Consider the following 24,599-nt stretch of genomic DNA (forward strand, 5'->3'; position numbering starts at 1 on the left):
ATAGGCAGTTGCGGAACCACGCTATCGTGCCCTCAGTTCGTGAAACACTCAGAGCAGACGGCTGCCGTTCGGCACCGGCCGGTCTGGCGTGCCAAGTCATGTTTCGTGACAGGCTGAAGCAGGAGCTGCAGCTGGGGCGACGTGGGGCGGCTCTGGCGCGCACGGACCTTCGAGCTACATCATGGCCAGTAGGTCGTGAGGTCCCATGCTGCGCTGGCTCCGCAAGCTCCTGACTGACACGGGAAGGCATCGAGGAACGTCTGCGTGCTGACCTTCGGGTTTCGCAGGCTGCGGAGGAGCGCTTGTCGCGTCGCCTGCACGTCATCGAGCAGCGGCTTGATGTGGCCGACCGGGTGATCCGTGACCTCGACCAAAAGCTGGCTCGGGTGGACGGGCGCACCTCGATCTTGAACAGAGAACGGGCCGCAAGTGGCCAAGCCATGCAGGCCGGGGAAGGTCAGGGTTCCTCAGATAACTGAAGTCTGCTGGATTGGCTGACCCCGGGCCCTCGGCTACAGAGTAATGAGTGAGGCGCTCACAACGTAGCGGCCAAGTTTTCCAGTAGTATCCCGCCGTTTTGTGCGGATGCTGGACGCACAGCCACCTTCATGCAACGTCTCATTTCTACCGTTGCTCAGCGCCCTTTGCGCAGCCATGTAAGAACAAGCTGACACAGATCCTCGCCCGCTCGGCGATCTCATCCGGATCGGGCGGACGCCGAGCGCCCGTCATGAGGGCGCGTTGCGGCTCCAAGGCCATCATCCCGCGCAGCATGCCGGCGGCGGCCCGCGGTTCGTCGAGAGCGATGATCCCCTCTGCGCAGCCCCGGCGAAGCAGGCGCGCGATCACATCCTGCATGGCCTGGATCGCGCCGGACTGAAATTCCTGCGCCAGCTCGGGAAAGCGGTCGCTCTCCGACAAGACAAGCTTCTGGACCGCGATGACCTCTGCTGAGAGTACCAGTTCACCGTACTTCGTCATCAGCCGCTCAAGCGCATCCGCGAACGGAAGCCGAGCGAGCAAGCCTTCGTCGAGCGCCAACATGAAGCGTCCGATTCGCTCGGAAATGGTCAGCTTGAACAGGTCTGCCTTGGTCGGAACCAAGCGGTAGAGCGTCTTGGTCGAGACCCCCGCAGCCTTGGCTACCTGCTCCATCGGCGTGTTCGAATACCCTGTCTCGACGAAGCGGTGGCGGGCTGCCTCGGCGATGACGGCCAAGGTTTCCTGATCAGATCTCGCCTGAGGCCTGCCACGCGGCCGGCGCGGTGTGGTCGCGGTGTCCATAAAAAAATTTCCCGCCCCGGGGACTTACAAACCGAACGATAGAGCGCTATTTGGAAAATAGCAAGTTTCCTAATTCGAGCCTCCACTCCTCCGAGCGCGCTCAAGCTGGAGTGACGATCATGACGAGCCATTCTGTGCAGCTTACGGTCGAGCGAGAGATCAGCGCCGAGGAGGCCCTCAAGGGCCTCAGAGACGCGGCGAACCGGCTCTCACCCGCGTCGGCGGACGCAAGCCTCGCAATGGAAGCTTCCGCGGAGACGCAGGCGCCTACGAAACCCCGCAAGCCCCTCAAGCGGATTTTGATGGCGGCTGCGACAGTTGCAGCGCTCGGCGTGGGCGGCTGGTACGGCCACGATTACTGGACAGTCGGTCGCTTCCAGGTCTCGACCGACGACGCCTACGTCCAAGCCGACAACGTCACGATCGCACCAAAGATCTCCGGCTATCTCGCCGCCGTGCTCGTGGGCGACAACGAGCCCGTGAAGACTGGGCAGGTGCTCGCCCGGGTCGATGATCGCGACTACCGCACTGCTCTCGATCAGGCGCGCTCGAACGTCGCCGTGTCTCGGGCCGCGATCCAGAGCAGGAAGGCCGCGCTCGCAACGCAGGACTCGGTCATCGAGAGCGCCCGGGCGACCATTGCTCTCGATCAGGCCAACGAGACCTTCGCCGAGCAGGAGAACAAGCGCTACGCCGATCTGGCCAAGACCGGCTACGGCAGCGTCCAGAACGCCCAGAACGCGGCGTCCCGGATCGCCGCGGCGCGAGCGAGCGTGCAGCGGGACAATGCGGCCCTGTCCTCCGCGGTCAGGCAGGTCGACCAACTCAAGGCGGACCTGGCCCAGGCCGAGGCCAAACTCCTCCATGACGAGGCCGCCGAGCGCCAAGCCGAACTCGACCTGAGTTACACGGCGATCGTTGCGTCGGCCGACGGGGTGGTCGGCAATCGGACCCTGCGCGTTGGCCAGTACGTGCAGGCCGGCACCCAGCTCATGTCCGTCGTGCCGCTGTCGGCGGCCTACGTGATTGCCAACTACAAGGAGACGCAGCTCACCGACGTGAAGGCCGGCCAGAAGGTCGACATCGAGGTCGACATGTTCCCGGGCCGAGTGTTCCATGGCCGCGTCGACAGTCTCGCGCCTGCGAGCGGGCAGACCTTCTCGCTGCTGCCGCCTGACAACGCCACGGGCAACTTCACCAAGGTCGTGCAGCGTATTCCGGTCCGCATTGCCCTCGACGGTGACGTCGAGGCCATGGGTGAGCTCCGGCCCGGGATGTCAGTCGTGCCCAGCATCGACACGCGCGCCAAGCCGAAGGTGACCCGCACGGCCTCGACGGCGAACTGAGGAGGCGATCATGTCTGCCGCAGCAGCCACTATGAGCACGGCTCCGATCTCGGCCCGCAAAGGGGCGAGTCCGCGAGAGTGGATTGCCGTCTCCGCCGGGATGATCGGTGCCTTCATGGCGATCCTGAACATCCAGATCACGAACGCCTCCCTCCTCGACATCGAGGGCGGCATCGGGACGGGCATCGATAACGGCGCCTGGATCTCGACCTCCTACCTGATCGGCGAGATCGTCGTGATTCCGCTGACCGACTACCTCAGCCGGGTGTTCTCGTTCCGGCGATACATACTGGCGAACTCCGTCCTGTTCCCGCTGTTCTCGATCGCCTGCGCCTTCGTGATTCCGCTGACCGACTACCTCAGCCGGGTGTTCTCGTTCCGGCGATACATACTGGCGAACTCCGTCCTGTTCCCGCTGTTCTCGATCGCCTGCGCCTTCAGCCACGATCTCGGCTCCATGATCGTCATGCGCGGGTTCCAGGGCTTCGTCGGCGGTGTGCTGATCCCGATGGCCTTCACCATGACGCTGACCAAGCTGCCGAAAGCGCAGCAGCCAATCGGCCTCGCCATGTTCGCGGTCGCGGTGACCTTCGCCCCGGCGATCGGGCCGACGATCGGCGGCTACATGACCGAGAACTACGGGTGGCAGTCGATCTTCTACATCAATTCGGTTCCCAGCGCGGTGATGGTCGCGGCACTCGCAGTGACACTGGAGGCGAGCCCGATGAGGCTCGAACTGCTCAAGGAGGGGGACTGGTTCGGGATCGTCACCATGGCGATCGGTCTCGCCTCCTTCCAGACAGTCCTCGAGGAGGGCAACAAGGACGACTGGTTTGCGTCGCCCTTCATCCTCCGGCTTGCGATCATCGCTGCCGTGTTTCTGGCGGCCTTCGTCTGGATCGAGCTCACGACGAAGAAGCCCCTCGTGAACCTCCGGCTACTGAAGCAGCGTAACTTCGCGGTGGGAACGTTCGCCAACACCCTTGTCGGCTTCGCGCTCTTCGGAGCGGTCTACCTGCTCCCGCAGTACCTCGGTCAGGTCCAGCGCTACAACGCCGAGCAGATCGGCTTCGTGCTGGCGTGGACAGGCATTCCGCAGCTTCTCATCATCCCGCTCGTTCCGATGCTGATGAAGCGCTTCGATGCCCGCTACGTTGGGCTGGTGGGCCTGAGCATCTTCGCGGCGAGCTGCTTCATGAACGTGACGTTGTCCTTGGACAATGCGGGTGATCAGTTCTTCATCCCGAACATCGTCCGCGCCATCGGCCAGGCCCTGGTGCTGACCCCGATCAGCACGATCTCGACCGCGGACATCACGCCGCAGGACGCGGGATCCGCCTCGGGCCTCTCGAACATGCTTCGCAACCTTGGCGGGGCAGTTGGCACCGCGACCCTCCGACCGTCCTCACCAAGCGCGAGCAGTACCACTCGAACATCATCGGCCAGGCGGTGAACATTGGCCGCGAAGAGGTCCGCCAGCGGATTGACCAATTGACGAGCTACTTCATGTCCCACGGCGTTTCGGACTACGCAGCCGCTAAGTCTAAGGCGATCGTTCAATTGGGGCAGGTCGTTCGGCGGCAGGCGCTGATCCTGGGCTTCAGCGATGCCTTCGCGGTCATTGGCGTGCTCCTCGCCATCGCAGCTGCCGCGCTTCTCTTCGCGAAGAAGGTGAAGCCTGGTGCGTCCGCAGGGGGAGCCCATTGATGCGCGCAGCTTTGTGCTCTCGCCATCCTGGGCCTGCGCTCTGTGCCACGCTTGATCGCGCAAGTCGCACGAGCCGAGCCGCGCCGCGCACATCTGATCCGGCATCGCCGCCTTTGTGCTAGGCTCGGTGCGCCGAAAGGTCGGCTCTGTGCCGTATCGCGAACGCTGATCGTTGGGTTCCGCGATGAAGACGCTGCTGGTGCCTGTCCTGGGCCTTGATGGCCTGAGGGCGATCGTCGATACCGCCTGCCTGGCCGGGCTGCGCTTTGGCAGCCTCATCGAGGGATGCAGCTTCCAGCATGCGCTCGCGGATTACCTGCGCGGCAACGCGGCGGGCAATCTGCCCTGGCACTTCGAGGAGCAGGTCCGGGCCAGCGAGGTCGCACGCGCGGAAGACCTCGCGCGCAAGCAGGCCTTTGCCGATGCCATGAAGACGCGTGCCATGCGCGCGGAAGCGGCGCCCGGCTCCGAGGCGAGTTTCCGCTGGCGAACCGAGCCCCTGCGCGGCGATCACGTCTTGGGTCAGCAGGCGCGGCTCTTCGGCGCCACGGTGATCGGGCGGCCTGAATCCTCCGGCGCCAGTCCGGACATGGCGACCTTCGAGACGCTCCTGTTCGAGGGCGGCAGGCCGATCCTGATCGCACCACCGGTCGCGCCGGCTTCGCTCGGCGAAACCATTCTGATCGCTTGGAACGGCTCGACGGAAACGGCCCGTGCCGTCGCGCTTGCCGAGCCCTTCCTGCGGCGGGCGAAACACGTTTGGGTGCTGGCGATCGAGGGCAGCAGCGTTCCCGGTCCCTCCGCGCAGGAACTCGCGGAAGCTTTGAGCCTCGCAGGGATCGCGGCCGAGGCGCGCACCCTGACCTCGAGCCGGATCTCGTCCGGCGAGATATTTCTGGCGGAGGCTCAGGCGCTTGGCTGCGATCTGCTGATCAAGGGCGCTTACACGCAGAGCCGGTTGCGACAGATGTTCTTTGGCGGTGCGACCAGCCACATCCTGCGGCACGCCAAGCTGCCGGTCCTGATGGCGCACTAGGAATTCGATCGAGGCGATCGGCCATCGTTTCGAGCGGCGCACGCGGTCATCAAGCCCCCTTTTGTTCATCGGCGGTGGCCTGAATTTCGAGTGACTCCCTTCGCCGACAGAAGCCGGCTGACTACAACGGAGGTCGCCATGGCAGCCAGGATCGAGGATTACGCGCTCGTCGGCGATTGCCGGACCGCGGCGCTGATCAGCCGGGACGGCAGCGTCGACTGGCTGTGCTGGCCGCGCTTCGACGCCTCCGCCTGCTTCGCGGCGCTGCTGGGCACGCCCGAGCACGGCTTCTGGCGCCTCGCGCCCGCCGCCAAGCATGTCGAGACGAGCCGTCGCTACCGCGACGACACCCTCATCCTCGAGACCCGCCACGCGACCCGCGAGGGCGAGGTCCTCGTTACCGACTACATGCCGATCTGCGACGGCTCGCATCTGATCCGGCTCGTCGAGGGCGTGCACGGGCGTGTCGCCATGCGGATGGATCTGGCGATCCGGTTCGATTACGGCTCGGCCGTGCCTTGGGTCTCCCGCAGCGAATGGGGCAACCTGCGTGCCATCTCGGGGCCCCAAAAGGTGCTGCTCAGGACACAGGCGCACGTGTGGGGCTCGGACCAGACCACGGTCTCGGAATTCACCGTCCGGGCCGGCGAGAGCGTGGCCTTCACCCTCAGCTACGCCGCCTCGCACGAGGACGATCCGGCCCCGGTCGAGCCGCGCAAGATGCTCTTCGCCACCGACAGCTTCTGGCGGAACTGGTCGCGCCACTGCGCCTGCGGCACCCCCTGGGACGACATCCTCCGGCGCTCGCTCCTGACGCTGAAGGCGCTGATCTACGCGCCGACCGGCGGGATCGTGGCCGCGCCCACCACCTCGCTGCCCGAGCAGCTCGGCGGCGTGCGCAACTGGGACTACCGGTTCTGCTGGCTGCGCGACTCGACCTTCACGCTGCTGGCGCTCATGGATGCCGGCTTCGTCGAGGAGGCGCGCGCCTGGCGCGACTGGCTCCTGCGGGCGGTGGCCGGCAACCCGGAGCAGGCCCACATCCTCTACGGCATCGCGGGCGAGCGCCTGCTGCCCGAGATCGAGCTCGACTGGCTGCCCGGCTACGAGGGCTCGAAGCCCGTGCGCGTCGGCAACGCGGCCATGCAGCAGTTCCAGCTCGACGTCTACGGCGAGGTGTTCGACGCACTCTACCAGGCGCGGCGCCGCGGGCTCGCCAGCGACGCCACGGCTTGGCAAGTCGGCCTCGTCCTCACGGACTTTCTCGCCAAAGCGTGGCGCGAGCCGGACGAGGGCATCTGGGAGGTGCGCGGCGGGCGCAAGCACTTCACGCACTCGAAGGTGATGGCCTGGGTCGCCTTCGACCGGGCGATCCGCGGCTACTCGGAGAGTCCCGATGCGCCGGCTGCCCCAATCGAGCGCTGGGCACAGATCCGCGACCGGATCCACCGGGAGGTCTGCGAGAAGGGGTTCGACGCGGAACTCGGCAGCTTCGTGCAGTATTACGGCTCGAAGAGGCTCGATGCGAGCCTGCTCCTCATCGCCCATATGGGCTTCCTGCCGCAGGACGATCCCCGCGTCGTCGGCACCGTCGCGGCGATCGGCAAGCACCTGATGCGGGACGGTTTCGTCCTGCGCTACGACACCGAGGGCCAGAAGACGGACGGCCTGCCGGGGGGCGAGGGCGCCTTCATCCCCTGCAGCTTCTGGTACGCGGACAATCTCATCGGCCTCGGCCGGCGGGAGGAGGCGCGCGAGCTCATCGAGCGCTTGATAGGGGTCTGCAATGACCTCGGGCTGGTTGCGGAAGAGTACGATGTACATGCGGGACGGCTGGTAGGAAACTTCCCACAAGCATTCACGCACGTCGCGCTCGTGAATACGATCCTGAACTTCGCCCTGGCACAGGGGCCTGCGCAGGAACGGAGCGAGAGCAGCAGGCGACATCGGCGCAGTTGTGGCTGATGCACTTAAGTGCCTCGGCCATCCGCCGCACCGGAGGGGCGTCGCGGCACCACCAGCTTTGAGGTGAGAACCTGGACGATCTCGCCGCGCTGGTTACGGGTCTCTCTGCGGAGAACGACGATGCCGCGGTCGGGCTTTGACCGGGAGGGAGTGATCTCCGTCACCTCGCTGACCACCTGGAGTTCGTCTCCAGGGCGGGTCGGCCTCGGCCACGAGATCTCTACGCCAGCACCCACGACGCCCTCGGCGATCGGCGCGCCGCCCTCGACGAGAAACCGTATCGTCACCGCGGCCGTGAGCCAGCCGCTCGCTGCGAGGCCAGCAAACAGCGATGCTGCGGCGGCTGTCTCGTCGAGGTCGGCCGGGAAGCCCAAGCAGGCGGCTGCCAGGTCGGGGGCGGTGAGTTCGACATCGACGAAGTGCCACGCTTCCGTGGCGTTGTAGCGAATCTTGGCGCCGTTGCGATCCGAGTCCCGCCAGCGGTCGGCCCAGGTTGCGCGGCTAACGAAGTCGGGCGCGGTCAGCGTGTCGGCGTCGGCAGCCAGGAGCGCCTCGGCTTGGTCGCGAGCCTGCGGCGTGAGCAGCGGGAGCGCGATGGCGCTAATGATCCGGTGGCCCTCATCTCCCCAAGCCAGAGCGTATCTTGGCGTGAAAACGCCGACCCACATCAGGGCTATGACGAGCATCAAGCAGCGGCCAGCCATTTGATTGCTTCGCGCGAGCACCGAAGCTTTCCGGAGTATATCGCGCGCGGAATGACACGAAAGCGTCAGTCACTATTTCCGTCACTCCTCGAGGGCGGCTCACAGTCGGCCGCGTCATTCGTCGAGGAGCCTTCACGCAGCCAAAAGGCGCCGTTTGCTAGCCGCAGAACAGTCAGGCGGAAGCCGGATTGAGCGTCACAGACCAGAGCGCCGCGTCCGACGCGTCTTTCAACGTCACGGTCATCTGTTCAGTCTGACCATCGATGACGACGTGGCCGAAGAACTGATAGCCGGCAGCCGGCGAGAGGTTCGACTGCCCATCGGGCGGCGCCTTGATGAACTTCAATTGCGGTCCAAAGGTGTTGTCGAGCGCGTTCGGTCCGAAGGTGCCCGCGTGCAGCGGGCCTGACACAAACTCCCAGAACGGGTCGAAGTCCTGGAATTGCGCACGGTTCGGATCATAGAAATGCGCCGCCGTGTAGTGCACATCGGCCGTGAGCCAGACCGTGTTCCGGATGCCCGCGCTCTTGATGAAGCGCAGCAGATTTGCAATCTCCAGCTCCCGCCCGAGCGGCGGCCCATCGCCCTGCGCCACTGCCTCAGAGCCGAACTTTCGGTCCGTGTCGTAGACCACGATCAACCCGATCGGCATGTCGGCCGCGATCACCTTCCAGGTGGCTTTTGAGCTGAGAAGCTCGCGTTTGAGCCAGGCAAGCTGCACGGGGCCGAGGAAAGCAGCGTCGGGGCCATAGGCGGTCTGCCGGTTCTCGCCGTTGGGACCTCGATAGGAGCGCATATCGAGCATGAACACGTCGACGAGTGGGCCGTAGGAGACTTTGCGGTAGACCCGGTCCGGCTCCGACGGCTCGAAGCGCATCGGCACGTATTCGTGGAACGCGCGAGCAGCTCGCACTTGGAGCGCCAGAGCGTTGCGATCTGTGTACGCCTTGCGGAGGTGCTCGGCACGGCTCAGTGGCTCGCCCGGCCACCAGTTGTTCGTGACCTCATGGTCATCCCATTGTGCCAAGATCGGCACGGCCGCATTCATCGCAAGCAGATTGCGGTCCGTCAGGTTGTACTTGTAGCGGCCGCGGAACTCCGCGAGGGTCTCGGCCGACTTTGCGACCTCGGGTGTCACGGTGTTGCGCCACACGCTGCCGTCCGGAAGCGCTACCTCGCTCGAGATCGGCCCGTCGGCGTAGATGTTGTCGCCAGAATGGATGAAGAAGTCAGGCCGGTTCTCAGCGATGGCGGCATAGATCGTCATGCCGCCGCGCGCCTCGTCGATGCCCCAGCCCTGTCCGACCGTATCGCCTGACCAGCAGAAGGAGACGGACCGCCGGTCTGCGGGCGCTGTCCGGAAGCGGCCAACCTTGGCCTCGCCGAGGATAGTGGGTGCAGTAAGGTCCTGGAGCTGCACGCGATAGAAGATGTCCTGCCCTGCCGGCAGGCCATCGAGCAGAACCTTCGCGACGTGGTCGGACTCGGGCAGGGCGTCGACGTAGACGCCGCCTCTTACGTCCTTGAAGCTCTCCGTCGTCGACCATTCGATCTTGGCTCGCGACGGCCGATCCGCGCGGGCCCAGGCGACGGCCGTGTCGAGCGACACATCGCCTGACTGGACGCCGTGAGTGAGAAGAGGGCGATCGGCGGCGCGGCTGACTGACGGTCGGAACAAGCCGGTGCCGAAGCCGAAAGCGCCTGCGGCCGCTCCCACCAGCAATGACCGGCGCGACGGATGTGGGGAGACGATCCGGGACATGGGGCTCTCCTGCGACGGCCCCCCCTCATGGCGTCAGTTTCCGACAGCGTGACGACGGCACTGCGTCTGTCCCGCCGATTCATGATCGGGTCGCAGTACCCAATGTTGTGGATGGCACTCGCGGCCGGGGCCACGAAAAACCCGACAATGCGTCGATCGGGACAACAGGCGATGTTCTCCCAACGGGTTCACCCGCCCGGGAGCGCCACGGCACCTCTGCTAAGATCCGGTAGGGCAAGTGCTGTTGAGCACTCTAGGTCGACAGCGCGGCCATCGCGGTGCGGAGTGCTGCGCGTCCGGTATCGCCCAGCGTCCTGGTGCAGGCGGCCTGTGCCTTCTGCCACAAGGGTAGTGCCTCCGTCAGGAGCATGCGACCCGCGTCCGTCAGGACGACCCGGCGGACACGGCGGTCTTCCGCGTCAACCTCGACCATAAGCAGGCCACGTCGCTCGAGCGGCTTCAGATTGGCCGTAACGGTCGTGCGGTCCATGGCCAGCGCGTGGGCCAGAGCGCTGATGGTCAGCGGGTCATCACGGACCAGCATCATCAGCAGCGTAAACTGCCAGTTCGATAGCCTCACGGGCCGCAAGGCAGCGTCGTACTGGCGCCCGACGGCACGGGCGATCCGCTGCGCGCCGAGGCAGAGGCAAGCCTCCTCGACGGCGGCGGCCGTATTCGATGTGAGTTCGAGAGGCTTGGTCATGGTCGAGGTTTCGAGAAACGTTGATACCAAGTATATGGGCTCAGGAACCGATTCCGTGTAGACCTGCACGAGAGCGAGAGCGTTGTTGCCGCGCTGACAGCGCCAAAACCGTAGATCTCCACTCAAGTGCGACAGCACACGCCCTTCCGGCCGAAAAGGTTTATATCAACTCTATCGCAGCTGAGTAGCCCGGTCTGTTCCGAACACGGACCAGCCTGACCCGACCGCTCACAGTCTGATGGAGAACCGCGATGACCATTCGTTCCGCTTCCGCCGCCTTGCTCGCCTTAGGCCTTGGCGGCTCTGTCGCGCCCGCTGACGCCCAGCAGATCGGTGCCTCCAATGTCCAGGGCCACGCGTACTGGGTTCCTGGCCAGCAGGCTATCGGTCTCGTGCGCTCTGCAGGTCGCAGCCAGGATGTTGTGAGCACGGGTTCCATTGACGGGCCGCTTCGCTACACCTCAGCCGGAGGCCAGGGCGTAGACACGCGAGATGCGACCCAGCAGGTCGGCCGCACCATCAATGTTTGGGGCGCTCGCATCGATGCCCCGGTTCAATTACGTTGATACAAACGTTAATCCTGGGAGATTACTCGCAAGTTGAAGGAATGCAGCCATGTTGAAGATGTTTCGCTCCGCTCTGCCGATCGGCCTGATGATCGGCACCCTCTCGCCCGCGCTCGCACAGGACGAGACTGTGGTCCAAACTGAGCTCCGCAGACCGATGCAGGGTGGCAGCCTCGCTTTGGGCGCTGTGGCTGGCATCGCCTACTATCGGGAGGATGGTGGAGGAAAGCGGGTTGTGGTGACGCTCGCGCCTGAGGGCGGGGGTCTGCCGGTGCGGTTCGAGATGGTCCTGGCAACGCGCCAGAGCGCGCTCATCTCAGTTCCAGGGCCGGTCGGCGGCAAGACCGAGGCCGTGCAGCTGACCAACCAGGGTGATCTCGTGTCTCTCTCGGCACTGAACGCGGAGAAGTCCAAAATGGCTCAAGGAGCGTTCTGAGCCTAGCGCTTGCCTAGGAGAGGCATGGACCTTCTACAGGCAAATCCGTGAGGCAGTCCCGCTCCGTGCTGCGGCAAGCATGGGGCGGGCATCGCTCCATAACGCCCAATCGGCGAGCGACGCCGCAGCCCTGCTAAGTTCCGGTAGAGCAAGGCCCTATTGAAACGTGGCACCTGCCGAAGGCCCGCTACGGGTGGTTCTCTGCCTTTCACGCATGCACGGGCAACTGGCAGAGTTTGCCCGACAGCGGCCGTCGAGGTTGCGTCATAGGACCTGGCTCAGCGCGACCAGGACCGTGAGCCGGGGCGTGACAGACGCACCTACCCACGCGTTGCGAGGACTTTGAGATCCAGGCCGAGCGTCTCCGCAAAGCCGCGCTGCCCGCGCTCCGTCACGACCACGGCGCGGCTGTCGCTCAGGCGGGTGATCCACCCTAGATCCTCGCATCGGCGGCACAGCGCGGCTCCCAGGCGGCCGGCGAGGTGCGGCCGCCGCTCGCTCCAGTCCAGACATGGGCGGCAGAACATCCGCTTGGTCCTGTCGACGGGCTCGGCCGGCACGCCGAAGCGCGCGAGCCACACGCGGCCAGCCTCCGTCGCATCGCCTGCCTCCTCATCCAGCACGATCAGGCCGCGCGATGTGAGCGCATCGGCGATGCCGACGCCGAGGCGTCCAGCAAGGTGGTCGTAGCAGGTTCGGGCCTCCTTCAAGGCCGGACTGACCCGCGGCGTTGCCCGTGGCGCGCCTGCCTCCTGCGCCGCTGCCACCACCAAGATGGCTTCCAGCATTCGGGCGACTTCGGGCGAGGCAAGCCGGAAGTAGCGGTGACGACCCTGAACGGCGACGCTCAGCAGGTGCCCCTCGACCAGCTTCCGGAGATGGCCGCTCGCGGTCTGCGCCGTGACGCCTGCCGTGCGGGCGAGCTCCGTCGCCGTCAGGGCGCGGCCGTCGAGAAGGGCCGTGAGAATGTTGGCCCGTGCGGGATCTCCGACGAGGGCAGCGGGTTCGGACAGGCCTGCGGCGTTCGTCATCGGAGCACCATAAGGCTGTTCGTTCCCGCCGATCACGCCGGAACGCTTCGGCCGGGACCGAAGCGTTCGCCTCTGCCCTCGCGCGTTTCCCGTCCTAATCCTAACAATCCAGCAGGAGGTGACGTCATGGCGACCGTGCCGTCCGAACCGATGGACCCGCGCGAGGAGCACCATAGAATCACGGACCCCGAGACCGGGCTCAGCCTATTCCTCCGGCGCCTCTCGCCGTCAGGCAGCACAGGCCGTCCGTTCCTGTACGTGCACGGAGCGACATTCCCGTCCGCGCTCTCGGTGGCCTATCGCTCTCCAGAAGGCTCGTGGCGCGATGCGCTCTGCCGGGCCGGCCTCGACGCCTGGGCGCTCGACTTCCTGGGCTTTGGCCTCTCGGACCGCCAGCCGGCCATGTCCGAGCCAGCCGAGGCGAACGGCCCCCTGCTGCTGGCAGCTGAGGCGGCCGGGCAGCTCGAAGCCGCAGTCCGCCACGTCCGAGCCAGCACCGACGGTAAGCGGGTCAGCCTACTCACCCACTCCTGGGGCTCCATGCCGGCCTGCCGGCTCGCCGGCACGCATCCGGACCTGATCGACCGGCTCGTCCTGTTCGGTCCCATCGCGAGCCGCGACCCGCCGCATTACGTGCCGCGCCCGGACGGGCCGGCCTGGCGGGTGATCACGGCGCAGGCGCAGTGGGACCGTTTCGTCGAGGACGTGCCCGCGGACGAGCCACCGGTGCTGTCGCGGTCCGAGTTCGAGGACTGGGCGGAGCGCTACCTCGACAGCGATCCGGATGGCCGGGCGCGGGAGCCGGAGGGCGTCAAGGTCCCCTCCGGTCCCTTCGTCGAGATCCTGCGCGCTTGGCACGGCGAGTTGCCCTACGATCCCGCCCTCGTCCGGGCGCCCGTGTGCATCATCCGCGGGGCCTGGGACGGTCTCGCCACCGACACCGACGCGCGCTGGCTGTTCGACGCCTTCACCGGCTCGTCCGACAGGCGCGACCTCAAGATCGGGCGCGGCACGCACCTGATGCACCTCGAAGCCATGCGCGGGGCGCTCTGGCAGGCATCCGCGGCCTTCCTGGGCGAGACCACCTCGGCTTGAACCGACCCATCTATGGAGGAGGAACCATGTTCTCGGTCATCTTCGAGGTCCATCCCGGCCAGGGGCAGAAGGACGCCTACCTTGAGCATGCCAAGGTGCTGAAGCCGGAGCTGGAGGACATCGACGGCTTCATCGACAACGAGCGCTTCGCGAGCCGGAGCCGGCCGGGCTGGGTACTGTCGCACTCGACCTGGCGCGACGAGAAGTCGGTGATCCGATGGCGGACGCATGCCGGCCATCACCTCATCCAGGAGAAGGGCCGGTTCGAGGTGTTCTCCGACTACCACCTCCGCGTCGGCGAGGTGACGGCGGACAGCCATCCGCCGGCCGGGCACGCGGTGCGCGAGCAACGTTTCGACGCGACGGAGGTCGGCGAGGCGAAGGTCTGCACACTCGTGGAAGCGACGCCGGCGGAGGGCCGGTCACTCCCGGCCAAAACCGGTGACCTGGCTCGGTCGCTCGGGCTCGATCCAGGAGCTGACGGCCTCGTGGCATTCGACGTGTTCGGTTCGATCTACAACGAGGGGAAGGCCCTGGTGCTCCTGTCCTGGTCGGGGCCGGAGGCCGCTGCCTCGGTCCTGGCCGCGACCGGAGACGGCGTGCGCAGGCGGACCGTGCGGGTCATCCGCGACTACGGCATGTTCGACCGGCGCGAGAGCCCGCAGTTCTATCCAGCGGTGCAGCCGTCAGGGTCGCGCCATCACGAGCCCTCGTAGATCGAGATCCGATGCACTGCCGAACGCATCGGGCCATCGAGATCGCGAGGCCGTCGGCGTCCGCTACAGGTCCGTCAGCGGACCCGAAGTGGTGTCCTGGCGAACGTCCGAGAAGGATCGGAAGCTTCCGTAATACCCAGCCTGCAACATGGCGTCGGGCCGCAGTCCGTTCGCTGGCATCGTCCCGAACGCGCGGCTCCGGGGCTGAATCGGCCCTCAGTCGTCGCGAGTAATGCGAGGCGCCCGCGAGGCCCTGCGAGAGGCCGATCGACTGGCCCTAATCTGTGAGGCGCCGCACGGCCCGCTTCAGACCTTTCAAACACTTCCGGAAGGGCCGATTTTCGGCTCCATAATGACACTTCTGCGAATTTAGCACTGCCTCGCCGGCTTCAGCCTCGCCAACGTCCGTGCGCACTCGAACGTGAGCGAAAAATTTCTGCGGAGTTGGGGAATAAGCGGGCCATCGCGGCGTCTCTCTCTGCGGTCAGACCTGATCCGGGGAGGTCGTGATGAGCAGCCTGTTCCGCCTCCAAGAATGGTTCATGGATGTGGTCGCCACGCCGGTTGGGGAGGACGAGCCTGCTTGGTGGCTCACCGACCGACGCGGGCATCCTCTCGGCGGGATCCGGACCATCCCGGGATCGAACGCGGTCACCATCGTGCCGCGAACCGGAGGCCGCCTCTCCAGCGTGCCCGCTCACCACGCCTCTCTCGATGACGCTCTAACGACCATTGGGGAGCGTGTGGGCAGCACCTGCGAACTCAACCCCATATGAAAGGCTGAATGCGCTGCACGTCCAAGGGCTGCCGGTTTCCATAAACGGCCTTACGCGATCCGGGCCGCTCCATAACGCCCAGCCTGCGAACGTCTGCTCATGAAGCAGCACTGGTTCCCTGCAACCAGGCTGCCGAAGGTCCGCAGAAGGCGCAACACAGACTTACAAGCTGAACTTCCGCAACGTCCGCTTCGGAGGAGGCGCCGGAATCGGCTGAACGGCCGAAAAGGGCGCATAGCTGCCGACCGGGGTTGGCCGAAAACGGCCCGTCCGCTTCGGGGCTCAACCTGCCGGCAAGCGGACATTCGGCGCGGCCCAGGTGGAGGCCTCAGAGTGACTCCTTCCGGATCTCACGCTGGACGCTCGGGGAGGTCCGCTTCGCTGCTGAGCGCAGACGGCATGCAGGCGGGCAGATCCTCAGCAGGTTGGTAAATTAGCGACCGACCCACCCCTCGAACCGCGCTCCTGAAAGCACGGTGTCGTCAAGTGGGCAACGGACCAATAACTACCGACCGGACGTTGCGCCGCCGCCTTCAAGCATCAAGCGCAGCTTACTTACCGCCGCCTCGATCATGGGTTCGGCAAGAGACGAGTAACCGAAAACCAGCACATCGTCCGGTGCATCGGCATCGAAATCGTACGCCGCCCCGCTCGAAAGGGCATAGACTCCCACGTCACACTCACGCGCCATGAGCTGGACCTCCCGCGCGCTCGGGAAACCGCGTGGCAGCCGCCACACCAAGTGCAGGCCGCTCTCCCACCCGAGAAGCTCCGGTTCGTCGAAGCTCCTTCTCAGTGCCTCGACCAAGCAATCGCGACGTGCCTTGTAGACCTGCCGCAGCTTGCGGAGATGTCGGTCGAAGTGCCCTTCCTCGATGAAGGCCGCCAGCGCGGCTTGCTCCAGCCATGCCTGACCGTTGCTCATCCGGGCCTTGAGGAGGCGAGCCTCGTCCCAGAACATGCGCGGGACGGTGGCGAAGCCCAGGCGCAGGCCGGCGCCGACGGACTTCGAGAAAGTGCCCACGTAGAAGACCCGCCGTCCCCCGTCGAGGCCTGCCAAGGCCGTCAGCGGCGGCCCGTCGTACCGGAAGTCGCTGTCGTAGTCGTCCTCGATGACATAGCTGTCGGTCTCCTCCGCCCACCGGAGCAGAGCTAGCCGCAGGGCGAGCGGCATGGTGGCGCCGGTCGGGAACTGGTGAGAGGGCGTAACGTAGAGGAGGCTGCCCCGCACCCTGGGCAGCAGGTCCGTCTGCAAGCCGTCCCGGTCGACCGGGATCGGATGGACGGTCAGGTTGGTCGCGTTGAAGATCAGCGAGGCTCCCAGGTAGCAGGGATTCTCGATGCAGAGCTGCCGCGTGTGCGACCTGAGCAGGTTGAACACGACGTTCAGCGCCTCCTGCCCACCCGTGGTCACGATGATCTGGTCCTCCGCGACCGAGACGCCGCGGGCACGCCGGAGATGCGTGCCGATGGCGGCGCGAAGCTCCGGAAGGCCGGCGGGATCGCAGTAGTCGGTCAGGTAGGTGGTCTCGCGCGCCAGGAGCCGGTTGATGATCCGGCGCCAGATGCGCAGCGGGAAGGATTCGACGTCCGAGCGCCCGACCCAGAAGTCGAGCTCAGGCCGGTCGCTGCCGCCGCCGGGCGAGCCCGCGAAGCACAGCAGGGGCTCGCTCGACGCATCGGGAATCGGCCCGTTCGTCTTGATCCGGCTTCCGCGCTGGATGAGCAGGAGGCTGTCCGGCGGGATGCGCTCGACGAACAGGCCCGCCGTGCCACGTGCCTTGACGTAACCCTCCGCGGCGAGGCGCTCGTAGGCCGTCAGGACTGTATTGCGGGAGACCTGGAGTCGCTCCGCCAACAGCCGGCTCGGCGGCAGCGCCATCCCGGCGCCCAGCTGTCCGTCGAGGATGATCTCCCGGACCTGATCGAAGATCTGGGCCTGCAAGGACTTGGCGGACGCGGTGTCCAACGAGAGTGTCAGGTCCACGCACTCTCTCCCTAAGGGTTTGCTTCATTGGCCCCATCGATACGGCCGATGCCGAGGGGATGGGAACACCAAAACCCGAAATCCGCGGCTTTGCCTCCGGGATGCCTGTCGGCAACTTGGTACCATGCACCCGCGACAGCTTGGCCCTTTCGCGGGGCCAAAAATTGGAATTGTTTATGCTCCGGTGCAACCTCGGGAGGAAGCACCGAGCCGGCCCGCCAAAAACAAGAGGCCAGACGCTCGACTGGGAAGGACAAGACATGAACGAGATCGTCAAGCCGGAGGTCTTCTACGGGGCCTGCCCGCACGATTGTCCCGACACCTGCTCGATGCTGTTCGAGGTGAAGGGCGGCGAGCTACTCAGCGTCCGTGGAAATCCCGACCACCCGATGACCCGGGGCGGTCTCTGCGTGAAGCTGAAGGACTACGAGAAGCGCCACTACCACCCGGATCGGCTGCTCTACCCGATGCGCCGCGTCGGCCCGAAGGGCTCGAAGCAGTTCGAGCGAATCACTTGGGACGAGGCGCTCGACGAGATCGTGACTCGCTGGAAGGCCATCATCGACCAGCACGGCCCTCAGGCCATCATCCCCTACAGCTACCTCGGCAACCAGGGCCTCGTGCACGGGCTGAACGGCGGTGACGCCTTCTTCAACCGGCTCGGTGCGACGGTCTGCGAGCGGACCTTCTGCGGCGAGGGCTCCTGCACCGCATGGCTCCTCACCGTCGGCCCGACCGCGGGTCTCGATCCTGAGAGCTACATCCATTCCAAGTACATCGTGATCTGGGCCTGCAATTCGGTCAGCACCAACCTGCACCATTGGGCCATCGTAAAGGACGCCCAGATGAAGGGCGCCAAGGTCGTCGTCATCGACGCCTACGCCTCGCGCACCGCCAAGGGCGCCGACTGGCACATCGCGCCGAAGCCCGGCACCGACGGCGCGCTCGCCATGGCGCTGATCAACTCCATCATCGAGCAGGGCCTCGTCGACCAGGACTACGTCGACAACCACACGGTCGGCTTCGCGGAGCTGAAGGAGCGGGCGGCCGCCCGCACGCCCGAATGGGCGGAGGCCATCACCGGCGTTCCGGCCGAGGACATCCGCAAGCTCGCCTACGAGATGGCGACGGCCCAACCCGTCGGCATCCGCATGGGCGTGGCGCTCGAGCGCCATTTCGGCGGCGGGCAGACCATCCGGGCGGTCACCTGCATTCCGGCGCTGACCGGCGCGTGGCGGCATGTCGGCGGCGGCGTCACGCAGTTCCCGGTCTGGGAGCACCCCTACAAGTTCGACGTGATGTGCCGGCCCGACCTGATTCCGGAGGGGACCCGCGTCGTTTCGAACCTGCAGATCGGTCGCGCCCTCACCGGGGAGATGCGGCTCGACCCGCCGATCATGTCCATGATGTGCTGGAACTCGAACCCTGTCACGCAGGCACCCGAGACGGACAAGATCGTCGCGGGGCTGATGCGCGAAGACCTGTTCATGGTCTCGGCCGAGCATTTCATCTCCGACACCGCCTCCTACGCCGACATCCTTCTGCCGGCCACGATGGGCGCCGAGATGGAGGACATGATCCTGTCCTGGGGGCACCTGTACCTGACCTACAACACCAAGTGTGCGGACGCGCCCGGCGAGGCCATCCCGAACAACGAGATCTTCCGACGCCTCGCCGCCCGGCTCGGCTTCGAGGAGGAGAACTTCAAGTGGACCGACGCGGAGTGCCTGGAGCACTACGTCGACTGGAATGCGCCGGCCTGCGAGGGCTACGATCTGGCCTACATGCGCGAGCACGGCTTCGCCCGCCTCAAGGTTGGTACGCCCGACGACCGGGCTCCGCACCGGGAGGGCAACTTCCCGACGCCGACCGGCAAGTGCATGCTCAAGGTCGAGGGCGCCACGAACTTCGTCGCGCCGCCCTTCCGGCAGATGTACGAGCAGTTCCAGCCGGGCGAGGCGCTCGACCCGCTGCCGGACTACGTCGGCGCGCGCGAGTCGCACACGAACGATCCCGAGCTGGCCAAGCTCTACCCGCTCAACATGGTCTCGCCGAAGAGCCACTACTTCCTGAACTCCTGCTACGCGAACATGGAGCAGAAGCAGAAGGGCCAAGGCGAGCAGTTCGTGATGATCAGCCCAGGTGACGCGGCAGCGCGTGGCATTATGGACGGCGACCGCGTCCAGGTCGGCAACGCGCGCGGCGCCTTCAAGGGCGTGGCGCGCGTCACCGACGACGTGAAGCACGGCATCGTGGTGGCGACGCTCGGCTACTGGCGGCAGCTCAACGAGGGCACCGTGAACAGCATCTCCTCGGCCGCCTTCTCGGACATGGGGCACGCCCCGACGTTCTCGGACAACCTCGTCGAGGTGTCGCGGGCGAACTGAGGCGGCCTCCCCAACAAATTTAGCCCAAGGCGTCGGGCCACCCCCGGCGCCTTGCTCCGTGTCGAAGCCTGTCGTCCTTCCGAGCTGTCAGGGGCGGCTCGTAGCCTTGCGCATCACCGACAGCGCCCGCGAGCGGCTACAGAGCCTCCGCGTTGCGGAAACGGCGCCCTTCAGCGAAAACCTTTGTGACGCTCCGCCTGCGGCTGCGGGCACGCTTCTCATCGGTCGCAACCCGGGGCCGCCCCTCACCGTCGCAATCGTTCCCTGTCCTCGTCCATCAAGCTCCGAGTGGCCCGACCTCCGCGGAAGAGGGAACGCTCTCGAGCTCATTCACGACGTCAATGTCGAATATGGACCGCATATGTTTGAGTAATACGACGCTCGGGAGCATCTCATCCTCACGAGACGACGGAACGACCCGTCTTCGCCAAAGAGGAGCGAAAGATGTCCAAGCACCAGAAAATCATCGCGACCGCGCTGTTCCTGACCTTCGCGAACCTTGGTCAGGCTGGCGCCGCGGAAGCCTCGTCCACGGACAGAGCCCGGCAGGGCTTCGATGTACTGACCGTCGTCGGGGCCGCATACCACGATGCCCGCGTCGCGACGAACGCGGCCGAGGTCCGGCGTCAAGGCGGGTTCGCCACGGCCGGCGCGGTTCAGTGGAGGATTGAGGACGATCGGTCGATTCAGGGCGCCGTCTTCGACGTCCCCTCGGTGATCGGGGCCGCCTATCACGATGCCCGCGTCGCGACGAATCCCGCCGAGGTGCGTCGCCGGGGCGGCCTTGCCACCGCCACCGCCGTCCGATGGCTGCCTTCCGCCCCGGCCGCGACCGAAGCCAAGTCGCATCGGGTCAGGGTCGGTACCCTCTGAAGGCGCCGCGGCTCGCGGCGATCGTCACATGGCGGCCCTCGCGAGATCGTTCGCGGTGTCCCGGCCCAACCCGACCATGACCTCGCGCAGCCACCGATGCGCGGGGTCATGGTCGTAGGACGAATGCCAGAGCATCGAGATGGCGGACTCGTTAAGCGCCACGGGAACCGGGCTCGTCGCCAGGCCGAGTTGGTCAGCGAAAGTCACCGCCAGCTTGTCGACCATCGTCGCGATCAAGGGCGCGGCCTGCACATGAAAGGTCACGGTCGTGAAGCGTGGCGTGGTCACCATGAGCCGCCGTTTGCGGCCGATCCTGGCGAGGGCCTCGTCGACCACGCCGGGGCCCGTGCCGGTCATGCCCGTCAAGATGTGGGGAAACCGCAGGTAGTCCTCGAGCGAGAGCGGACCGCTAACGCCGAGCAGTGTCGGGTTGAAAAGGCAGAGGAAGCCGAACCGGTACAGCGGCCGGACCTTGTGGTGCATCTGGCCCTGGGAAATGACTCCGATGGCCAGGTCGATCCGGTCGGCATCCAGTTCGCCGAGGACGGTGCCGTAGTCCAGGTTGCGCAGGGCCAGGCGCACGCCGGGCGCCTCACGCCCGAGAAAGGCCAGGAGGCGGGGGACCACGCGCGCCTCGACGCTTCGGGATGGCAAGCGTGAATGACCGCTCGACCGTTGCCGGGTCGAAGCTGTCCTCCTGGAGCACGATGCCCTGGAACTGGCGCAGCGCCGTGCGAACCGGTTCGGCCAAGGCGGCGGCTCGCGGCGTCAGTCTCATGCCGTCCGGCGTGCGGGTCAGGAGCTCGTCACCCAGGAGCTTCCGCAGGCGAGCAAGGCTGTTGCTCATGGCGGACTGGGTGATCCCGACCTGGACGGCAGCGCGTGTCACCCCGCTCTCGGTCAGGAGGGCGTCCAACGCCACGAGGAGGTTCAGGTCGATATTGGCGAGGTCGTTGTGCTTGATGGTCACGGCTCAATCCATCGGGGTGTCGAAGCGTCGATGAAAGCCGGTCGGCCCCGTGACGAGGACGCGCACCGACGCGCCGGCCGTGAGAGCTCTCATGTCTACAAGAGCTGGCCGGGCGAGACGCCGGCCCCGAACCGTTCGAGGCCGAGCAGACGCTTCTTGACATCCAGGCCGCCCGCGAACCCCGTCAGGGCACCCGCTGCCCCGATGACGCGGTGGCAGGGCGCGATGATCGAGATGGGGTTCTTCCCGTTCGCGGCTCCCACCGCCCGCGAGGCACCCGGCCGCCCGATCTGGCGCGCGATGTCGCCGTAGCTCCGGGTCTCGCCGAAGGGGATGGTCAGCAAGGCCGCCCAGACGCTCTTCTGGAACTCGGTCCCCTGGAAGTCGAGCGGCACCGTGAAGGCCTTGAGCGTCCCCGCGAAGTAGGCCGCCAACTGGCGCTCCGTCTCCAGCAACACAGGATGGGACGTGTCCTCAATAAGGGGCCCGAGCCGAACCCGGTTCGGGTCGTCGTTCTCCCAGAGGATGGCCGAGAGGCCATGCTCACTCGCGACGACCTTCAACGCGCCGACCGGCGACGCGACCGTCTTGAAGGCATAGCTCATGTGATCTCTCCCGTGCCGGACCACGCCGGGTCCGGCCAATGGTTTGCCGAAAGCGGGCTGCCCGCGACCATGCTGCCGGTCGGAAGACGCCCAACCTCCATGCCGGCTACGCCGGCACAGGCAGCTCATCGGCCTTGCTCGGGTCCGGCGTGGTGAGGCAGCCGCCGACCTTCAGGACGCGCTTCTGGGATGCGGGGAATCGGCTCAGCCCCCCGGTCGGACCGCCCTTCGGGCGGATGGGGCGCTCGACCAGGTTCCCGAGACAGTTGGGACAATGGCCGGCGAGAATGCCTTCCGCGCAGTCACGGCAGAACGTGCACTCGAAGCTGCACATGAAAGCATCCCGGGAATCCCCCGGCAGATCCCTGTCGCAGCATTCGCAATTCGGCCTGAGATCGAGACGAGCCATGCCTGTTTCCTCCTATGTTCGTGCAGTCGGCAACAAATGCGTCCGGCCCGCCGACGGGCCCAAGGCTGTCACCGTGCGACCTCGATAGCGAGCGCGATCCCCTGACCGCCGCCAATGCACAGGGTCACGACACCTCGGGCGAGGCCGTCCCGTCGCATGGAGTGGATCAGGCGCGTTACCAGGATCGCTCCCGTGGCCCCGATGGGATGCCCGTGCGCGATGGCGCCGCCCTCGACGTTGACGACGTCCTCCGGGATTCCGAGCTCGTCCATGATGGCGATGACGATGGCGGCGAAGGCCTCGTTGATCTCGAAGCGTTGCACCGAAGCGATGTCCCAGCCCGCACGGTCCAGCGCCTGCCGCACCGCGGGCACGGGCCCCAGGCCGAACATGCCCGGCTCGACGGCGCCGATCTCGTACGACACGAGGCGCGCTACCGGCCGCAGGGCCCTGCGCTCGGCCCATGCCTCGGCCATCAGGACCACCGCGGCGGCCCCGTCGTTCAACCCGGGGGCGTTGCCCGCCGTGATGGTGCCGTCCGGCCGGAATGCCGGCTTGAGCCGCGCCAGCGTCTCCACCGCCGTGTCCGGCCGGTTGTGCTCGTCACTGTCGAAGAGAGTCATGCCCTTGCGGCCGGCGACCTCGACCGGCGCGATCTCGGCCCGGAAGCGGCTCTCGGCCTGCGCGGCGGAGAACCGGGTCTGCGAGCGCGCGGCCCACTGGTCCTGCTCGCCCCGGCTGATCTGGAACAGCTCCGCGAGATCCTCCGTGTGCCAGCCCGACGCGGCATCCGAGAAAGCGTCGTTCAGGCCGTCGCGTAGCGCGCTGTCGTGCAGCTGCGCGTCACCCATCCGGTAGCCCCAGCGCCCGCCGCCGATCAGGTACGGCGCGCGGTCGATGCTCTCCATGCCGCCGGCGACAGCGACGTCGACATCGCCGAGGAGGATCTCTTGCGCGGCGGAGACGATGGCCTGGGCGCCCGACCCGCAGACGCGGTTCACGGTGAGCGCCGGCGTCTCGACGGGCAACCCGCCGCGGACGGCGGCCTGCCGGGCCGGGTTCATCTTGTTGCCGGCCTGGATCACGTTGCCCATCACGGCCGTGCCGACCTCGTCGGGACGGACGCCCGCCCGCTCCAGCGCGGCCCGCACCGCCACCGAGCCGAGGATCACGGCCTCGACCTCCCTGAGGGCGCCCCCGAGCGTGCCGATCGGCGTTCGGACCGGTTCTGCGAAGACGACGCGACGGCTGGTGGACATGCTCGATTCCTTCCGTTCGGGATGCTCCGTCGACGCCGCTCTCGGGGCAGGACGGTTGGCGCGACCGAGCCGCGGCTCGGGTCCGGTCGCGCCGGTGATGAGGCGGGTCGGGTGCCCTTGGGAGCGCAACCCGACCCGCCGTCGCCGGGATAAGGGGGGCAGGAACCCCGGCGACATCAGACGACCGGTCCGGCCGCCTGATCCGCTCGTCGGGTATCCGGTCGTGGCTCGCCCTCAAGCGTTCGCGCCGCCGTCGACCGTCACCGCCGTCCCGGTGATGTACTGAGCCTTGGCGCTCGCCAGGAACGCGACCGCGTTGCCGATGTCGTCGACAGTGCCGTACCGGTTGAGGGGCGACAGCGCCTTGAGCACCGGGCCGAAGTCGCCGTGGGCGGGGTTCATGTCCGTGTCGATGGAGCCGGGCTGCACCACATTGACGGTGATGTTGCGGGACCCGAGCTCGCGGGCGAGGCCCTTGGTGAAGGCGGTCAGCGCGGACTTCGTCAGCGAATAGACCGACAGCCCGGCGCCTCCCGGGACGCGGTCGGCGAAGTAGCTGCCGATGTTGATGATGCGGCCGCCGTCGTCGAGGTGCGGGATGGCGGCCTTGCTGGCCAGGACGGGCGCGCGGACGTTGACGTTGAGCAGGGCGTCGATGTCCGTCAGCGCCATGTCCTTGACCTCGGAGAGGCGGATGATGCCCGCGTTGTTGACGAGGATATCCAGGCCGCCGAGCGCCGCGGCGGCCTTCTCGACCGAGGCCCCGACCGCCTCCGGGTCGGCGCTGTCGGCCTGGATGGCCACGCCGCGGCGGCCGTGCGTCTCGACGGCACGGACCACCTCCGCGGCGGCGTCGGCCGACTTCTCGTAGGTGATGGCCACGTCGGCCCCTTCCGCGGCCAGGGCCTTGGCGATCGCCGCCCCGATGCCGCGGCTGGCGCCGGTGACGAGGGCGCGTTTTCCTTGAAGCGACATTGTCGGT

General features: G+C 66.6%; 22 protein-coding genes and 2 pseudogenes. 13 read left to right on the forward strand and 11 right to left on the reverse strand.

Going from position 1 to position 24,599, the window contains the following annotated elements; translation table 11 throughout:
• Positions 1-302 precede the first annotated feature (302 nt).
• The gene (locus WDW90_RS15835) at positions 303-479 is read left to right on the forward strand and encodes a hypothetical protein (RefSeq protein WP_336488362.1); all 177 of its coding nucleotides are present in this window, start codon (positions 303-305) and stop codon (positions 477-479) included.
• A 145-nt stretch (positions 480-624) separates the two neighbouring features.
• Here the strand turns inward: WDW90_RS15835 and WDW90_RS15840 are convergent, their stop codons facing one another.
• Positions 625-1,284 (reverse strand): TetR/AcrR family transcriptional regulator, encoded by a 660-nt coding sequence (locus WDW90_RS15840; protein ID WP_336488363.1) that lies wholly within the window; start codon positions 1,282-1,284, stop codon positions 625-627.
• A gap of 119 nt (positions 1,285-1,403) precedes the next feature.
• Here WDW90_RS15840 and WDW90_RS15845 point away from each other — a divergent pair, with 119 nt between their 5' ends.
• From WDW90_RS15845 to WDW90_RS15865, 5 genes and pseudogenes are all read left to right on the forward strand, one after another.
• On the forward strand, positions 1,404-2,630 hold the full coding sequence (locus tag WDW90_RS15845; protein ID WP_336488364.1) for an HlyD family secretion protein: 1,227 nt from the start codon (positions 1,404-1,406) through the stop codon (positions 2,628-2,630).
• A 10-nt stretch (positions 2,631-2,640) separates the two neighbouring features.
• Positions 2,641-3,960, forward strand: a pseudogene (locus WDW90_RS15850) (DHA2 family efflux MFS transporter permease subunit); the annotation flags it as partial.
• Between the two features lie 161 nt (positions 3,961-4,121).
• Positions 4,122-4,337, forward strand: coding sequence for a hypothetical protein (locus tag WDW90_RS15855; protein WP_336488365.1), 216 nt, complete (start codon positions 4,122-4,124; stop codon positions 4,335-4,337).
• A 184-nt stretch (positions 4,338-4,521) separates the two neighbouring features.
• Positions 4,522-5,373, forward strand: a complete 852-nt coding sequence (locus WDW90_RS15860) for a universal stress protein (protein WP_336488366.1) — start codon at positions 4,522-4,524, stop codon at positions 5,371-5,373.
• 138 nt (positions 5,374-5,511) lie between these two features.
• Positions 5,512-7,338 (forward strand): glycoside hydrolase family 15 protein, encoded by a 1,827-nt coding sequence (locus WDW90_RS15865; protein WP_336488367.1) that lies wholly within the window; start codon positions 5,512-5,514, stop codon positions 7,336-7,338.
• A 5-nt stretch (positions 7,339-7,343) separates the two neighbouring features.
• Here the strand turns inward: WDW90_RS15865 and WDW90_RS15870 are convergent, their stop codons facing one another.
• The 3 genes from WDW90_RS15870 to WDW90_RS15880 all read right to left on the reverse strand — a co-directional run bounded on the left by WDW90_RS15870 (position 7,344) and on the right by WDW90_RS15880 (position 10,507).
• Positions 7,344-8,063, reverse strand: coding sequence for a S1/P1 nuclease (locus WDW90_RS15870; RefSeq protein WP_336488368.1), 720 nt, complete (start codon positions 8,061-8,063; stop codon positions 7,344-7,346).
• A gap of 151 nt (positions 8,064-8,214) precedes the next feature.
• Positions 8,215-9,804, reverse strand: coding sequence for an alkaline phosphatase D family protein (locus WDW90_RS15875; protein ID WP_336488369.1), 1,590 nt, complete (start codon positions 9,802-9,804; stop codon positions 8,215-8,217).
• A 253-nt stretch (positions 9,805-10,057) separates the two neighbouring features.
• Positions 10,058-10,507 carry a MarR family winged helix-turn-helix transcriptional regulator gene (locus tag WDW90_RS15880; RefSeq protein WP_336488370.1) on the reverse strand — a complete coding sequence of 150 codons (450 nt, stop codon included), beginning with the start codon at positions 10,505-10,507 and terminating at the stop codon, positions 10,058-10,060.
• A 251-nt stretch (positions 10,508-10,758) separates the two neighbouring features.
• Here WDW90_RS15880 and WDW90_RS15885 point away from each other — a divergent pair, with 251 nt between their 5' ends.
• Both WDW90_RS15885 and WDW90_RS15890 read left to right on the forward strand, forming a co-directional pair.
• Positions 10,759-11,073 carry a hypothetical protein gene (locus WDW90_RS15885; protein WP_336488371.1) on the forward strand — a complete coding sequence of 105 codons (315 nt, stop codon included), beginning with the start codon at positions 10,759-10,761 and terminating at the stop codon, positions 11,071-11,073.
• Positions 11,074-11,122: 49 nt separating this feature from the next.
• The gene (locus WDW90_RS15890) at positions 11,123-11,509 is read left to right on the forward strand and encodes a hypothetical protein (RefSeq protein WP_336488372.1); all 387 of its coding nucleotides are present in this window, start codon (positions 11,123-11,125) and stop codon (positions 11,507-11,509) included.
• A gap of 320 nt (positions 11,510-11,829) precedes the next feature.
• On the opposite strand, the gene WDW90_RS15895 is transcribed toward WDW90_RS15890, so the two are convergent.
• The gene (locus tag WDW90_RS15895) at positions 11,830-12,540 is read right to left on the reverse strand and encodes an ArsR/SmtB family transcription factor (protein WP_336488373.1); all 711 of its coding nucleotides are present in this window, start codon (positions 12,538-12,540) and stop codon (positions 11,830-11,832) included.
• 126 nt (positions 12,541-12,666) lie between these two features.
• Here WDW90_RS15895 and WDW90_RS15900 point away from each other — a divergent pair, with 126 nt between their 5' ends.
• The 3 genes from WDW90_RS15900 (at position 12,667) to WDW90_RS15910 (ending at position 15,127) form a co-directional block, all read left to right on the forward strand.
• The gene (locus WDW90_RS15900; protein ID WP_336488374.1) at positions 12,667-13,635 is read left to right on the forward strand and encodes an alpha/beta hydrolase; all 969 of its coding nucleotides are present in this window, start codon (positions 12,667-12,669) and stop codon (positions 13,633-13,635) included.
• Positions 13,636-13,661: 26 nt separating this feature from the next.
• Positions 13,662-14,351: an antibiotic biosynthesis monooxygenase family protein gene (locus WDW90_RS15905; protein ID WP_336488375.1), complete on the forward strand. Its 690-nt coding sequence runs from the start codon at positions 13,662-13,664 to the stop codon at positions 14,349-14,351.
• A 509-nt stretch (positions 14,352-14,860) separates the two neighbouring features.
• Positions 14,861-15,127, forward strand: coding sequence for a hypothetical protein (locus WDW90_RS15910; RefSeq protein WP_336488376.1), 267 nt, complete (start codon positions 14,861-14,863; stop codon positions 15,125-15,127).
• A 505-nt stretch (positions 15,128-15,632) separates the two neighbouring features.
• Here the strand turns inward: WDW90_RS15910 and pdxR are convergent.
• Positions 15,633-17,114: a MocR-like pyridoxine biosynthesis transcription factor PdxR gene (gene pdxR, locus WDW90_RS15915; protein ID WP_336488377.1), complete on the reverse strand. Its 1,482-nt coding sequence runs from the start codon at positions 17,112-17,114 to the stop codon at positions 15,633-15,635.
• Between the two features lie 260 nt (positions 17,115-17,374).
• On the opposite strand from pdxR, the gene WDW90_RS15920 reads away from it, so the two are divergent.
• Together WDW90_RS15920 and WDW90_RS15925 are read left to right on the forward strand one after the other, a co-directional pair.
• On the forward strand, positions 17,375-19,501 hold the full coding sequence (locus tag WDW90_RS15920) for a molybdopterin-containing oxidoreductase family protein (RefSeq protein ID WP_336488378.1): 2,127 nt from the start codon (positions 17,375-17,377) through the stop codon (positions 19,499-19,501).
• Between the two features lie 444 nt (positions 19,502-19,945).
• Positions 19,946-20,374, forward strand: coding sequence for a hypothetical protein (locus tag WDW90_RS15925; protein WP_336488379.1), 429 nt, complete (start codon positions 19,946-19,948; stop codon positions 20,372-20,374).
• A 24-nt stretch (positions 20,375-20,398) separates the two neighbouring features.
• On the opposite strand, the pseudogene WDW90_RS15930 reads toward WDW90_RS15925, so the two are convergent.
• The 5 genes and pseudogenes from WDW90_RS15930 to WDW90_RS15950 all read right to left on the reverse strand — a co-directional run bounded on the left by WDW90_RS15930 (position 20,399) and on the right by WDW90_RS15950 (position 24,592).
• Positions 20,399-21,344: pseudogene (locus WDW90_RS15930) on the reverse strand (LysR family transcriptional regulator).
• A 95-nt stretch (positions 21,345-21,439) separates the two neighbouring features.
• Positions 21,440-21,949 carry a methylated-DNA--[protein]-cysteine S-methyltransferase gene (locus tag WDW90_RS15935; protein WP_336488380.1) on the reverse strand — a complete coding sequence of 170 codons (510 nt, stop codon included), beginning with the start codon at positions 21,947-21,949 and terminating at the stop codon, positions 21,440-21,442.
• Positions 21,950-22,055: 106 nt separating this feature from the next.
• Positions 22,056-22,358 carry a DUF1272 domain-containing protein gene (locus WDW90_RS15940; RefSeq protein ID WP_336488381.1) on the reverse strand — a complete coding sequence of 101 codons (303 nt, stop codon included), beginning with the start codon at positions 22,356-22,358 and terminating at the stop codon, positions 22,056-22,058.
• Between the two features lie 68 nt (positions 22,359-22,426).
• The gene (locus tag WDW90_RS15945) at positions 22,427-23,617 is read right to left on the reverse strand and encodes a thiolase family protein (protein ID WP_336488382.1); all 1,191 of its coding nucleotides are present in this window, start codon (positions 23,615-23,617) and stop codon (positions 22,427-22,429) included.
• 234 nt (positions 23,618-23,851) lie between these two features.
• Complete coding sequence (locus WDW90_RS15950; RefSeq protein ID WP_336488383.1) at positions 23,852-24,592, reverse strand: SDR family NAD(P)-dependent oxidoreductase; 741 nt, start codon at positions 24,590-24,592, stop codon at positions 23,852-23,854.
• Between the last annotated feature and the right edge of the window lie 7 nt (positions 24,593-24,599).

Source organism: Methylobacterium nigriterrae (assembly GCF_037106235.1).
GTDB lineage: Bacteria > Pseudomonadota > Alphaproteobacteria > Rhizobiales > Beijerinckiaceae > Methylobacterium > Methylobacterium nigriterrae.

What these genes read in the sequence shown, in the direction of transcription:
- WDW90_RS15840 (WP_336488363.1), bottom strand. Translation starts at nt 1,284, where the DNA reads ATGGACACCGCGACCACACCGCGCCGGCCGCGTGGCAGGCCTCAGGCG.
- WDW90_RS15845 (WP_336488364.1), top strand. Translation starts at nt 1,404, where the DNA reads ATGACGAGCCATTCTGTGCAGCTTACGGTCGAGCGAGAGATCAGCGCC.
- WDW90_RS15860 (WP_336488366.1), top strand. Translation starts at nt 4,522, where the DNA reads ATGAAGACGCTGCTGGTGCCTGTCCTGGGCCTTGATGGCCTGAGGGCG.
- WDW90_RS15865 (WP_336488367.1), top strand. Translation starts at nt 5,512, where the DNA reads ATGGCAGCCAGGATCGAGGATTACGCGCTCGTCGGCGATTGCCGGACC.
- WDW90_RS15875 (WP_336488369.1), bottom strand. Translation starts at nt 9,804, where the DNA reads ATGTCCCGGATCGTCTCCCCACATCCGTCGCGCCGGTCATTGCTGGTG.
- WDW90_RS15880 (WP_336488370.1), bottom strand. Translation starts at nt 10,507, where the DNA reads ATGACCAAGCCTCTCGAACTCACATCGAATACGGCCGCCGCCGTCGAG.
- WDW90_RS15885 (WP_336488371.1), top strand. Translation starts at nt 10,759, where the DNA reads ATGACCATTCGTTCCGCTTCCGCCGCCTTGCTCGCCTTAGGCCTTGGC.
- WDW90_RS15890 (WP_336488372.1), top strand. Translation starts at nt 11,123, where the DNA reads ATGTTGAAGATGTTTCGCTCCGCTCTGCCGATCGGCCTGATGATCGGC.
- WDW90_RS15895 (WP_336488373.1), bottom strand. Translation starts at nt 12,540, where the DNA reads ATGACGAACGCCGCAGGCCTGTCCGAACCCGCTGCCCTCGTCGGAGAT.
- WDW90_RS15900 (WP_336488374.1), top strand. Translation starts at nt 12,667, where the DNA reads ATGGCGACCGTGCCGTCCGAACCGATGGACCCGCGCGAGGAGCACCAT.
- WDW90_RS15905 (WP_336488375.1), top strand. Translation starts at nt 13,662, where the DNA reads ATGTTCTCGGTCATCTTCGAGGTCCATCCCGGCCAGGGGCAGAAGGAC.
- WDW90_RS15910 (WP_336488376.1), top strand. Translation starts at nt 14,861, where the DNA reads ATGAGCAGCCTGTTCCGCCTCCAAGAATGGTTCATGGATGTGGTCGCC.
- WDW90_RS15920 (WP_336488378.1), top strand. Translation starts at nt 17,375, where the DNA reads ATGAACGAGATCGTCAAGCCGGAGGTCTTCTACGGGGCCTGCCCGCAC.
- WDW90_RS15925 (WP_336488379.1), top strand. Translation starts at nt 19,946, where the DNA reads ATGTCCAAGCACCAGAAAATCATCGCGACCGCGCTGTTCCTGACCTTC.
- WDW90_RS15935 (WP_336488380.1), bottom strand. Translation starts at nt 21,949, where the DNA reads ATGAGCTATGCCTTCAAGACGGTCGCGTCGCCGGTCGGCGCGTTGAAG.
- WDW90_RS15940 (WP_336488381.1), bottom strand. Translation starts at nt 22,358, where the DNA reads ATGGCTCGTCTCGATCTCAGGCCGAATTGCGAATGCTGCGACAGGGAT.
- WDW90_RS15945 (WP_336488382.1), bottom strand. Translation starts at nt 23,617, where the DNA reads ATGTCCACCAGCCGTCGCGTCGTCTTCGCAGAACCGGTCCGAACGCCG.
- WDW90_RS15950 (WP_336488383.1), bottom strand. Translation starts at nt 24,592, where the DNA reads ATGTCGCTTCAAGGAAAACGCGCCCTCGTCACCGGCGCCAGCCGCGGC.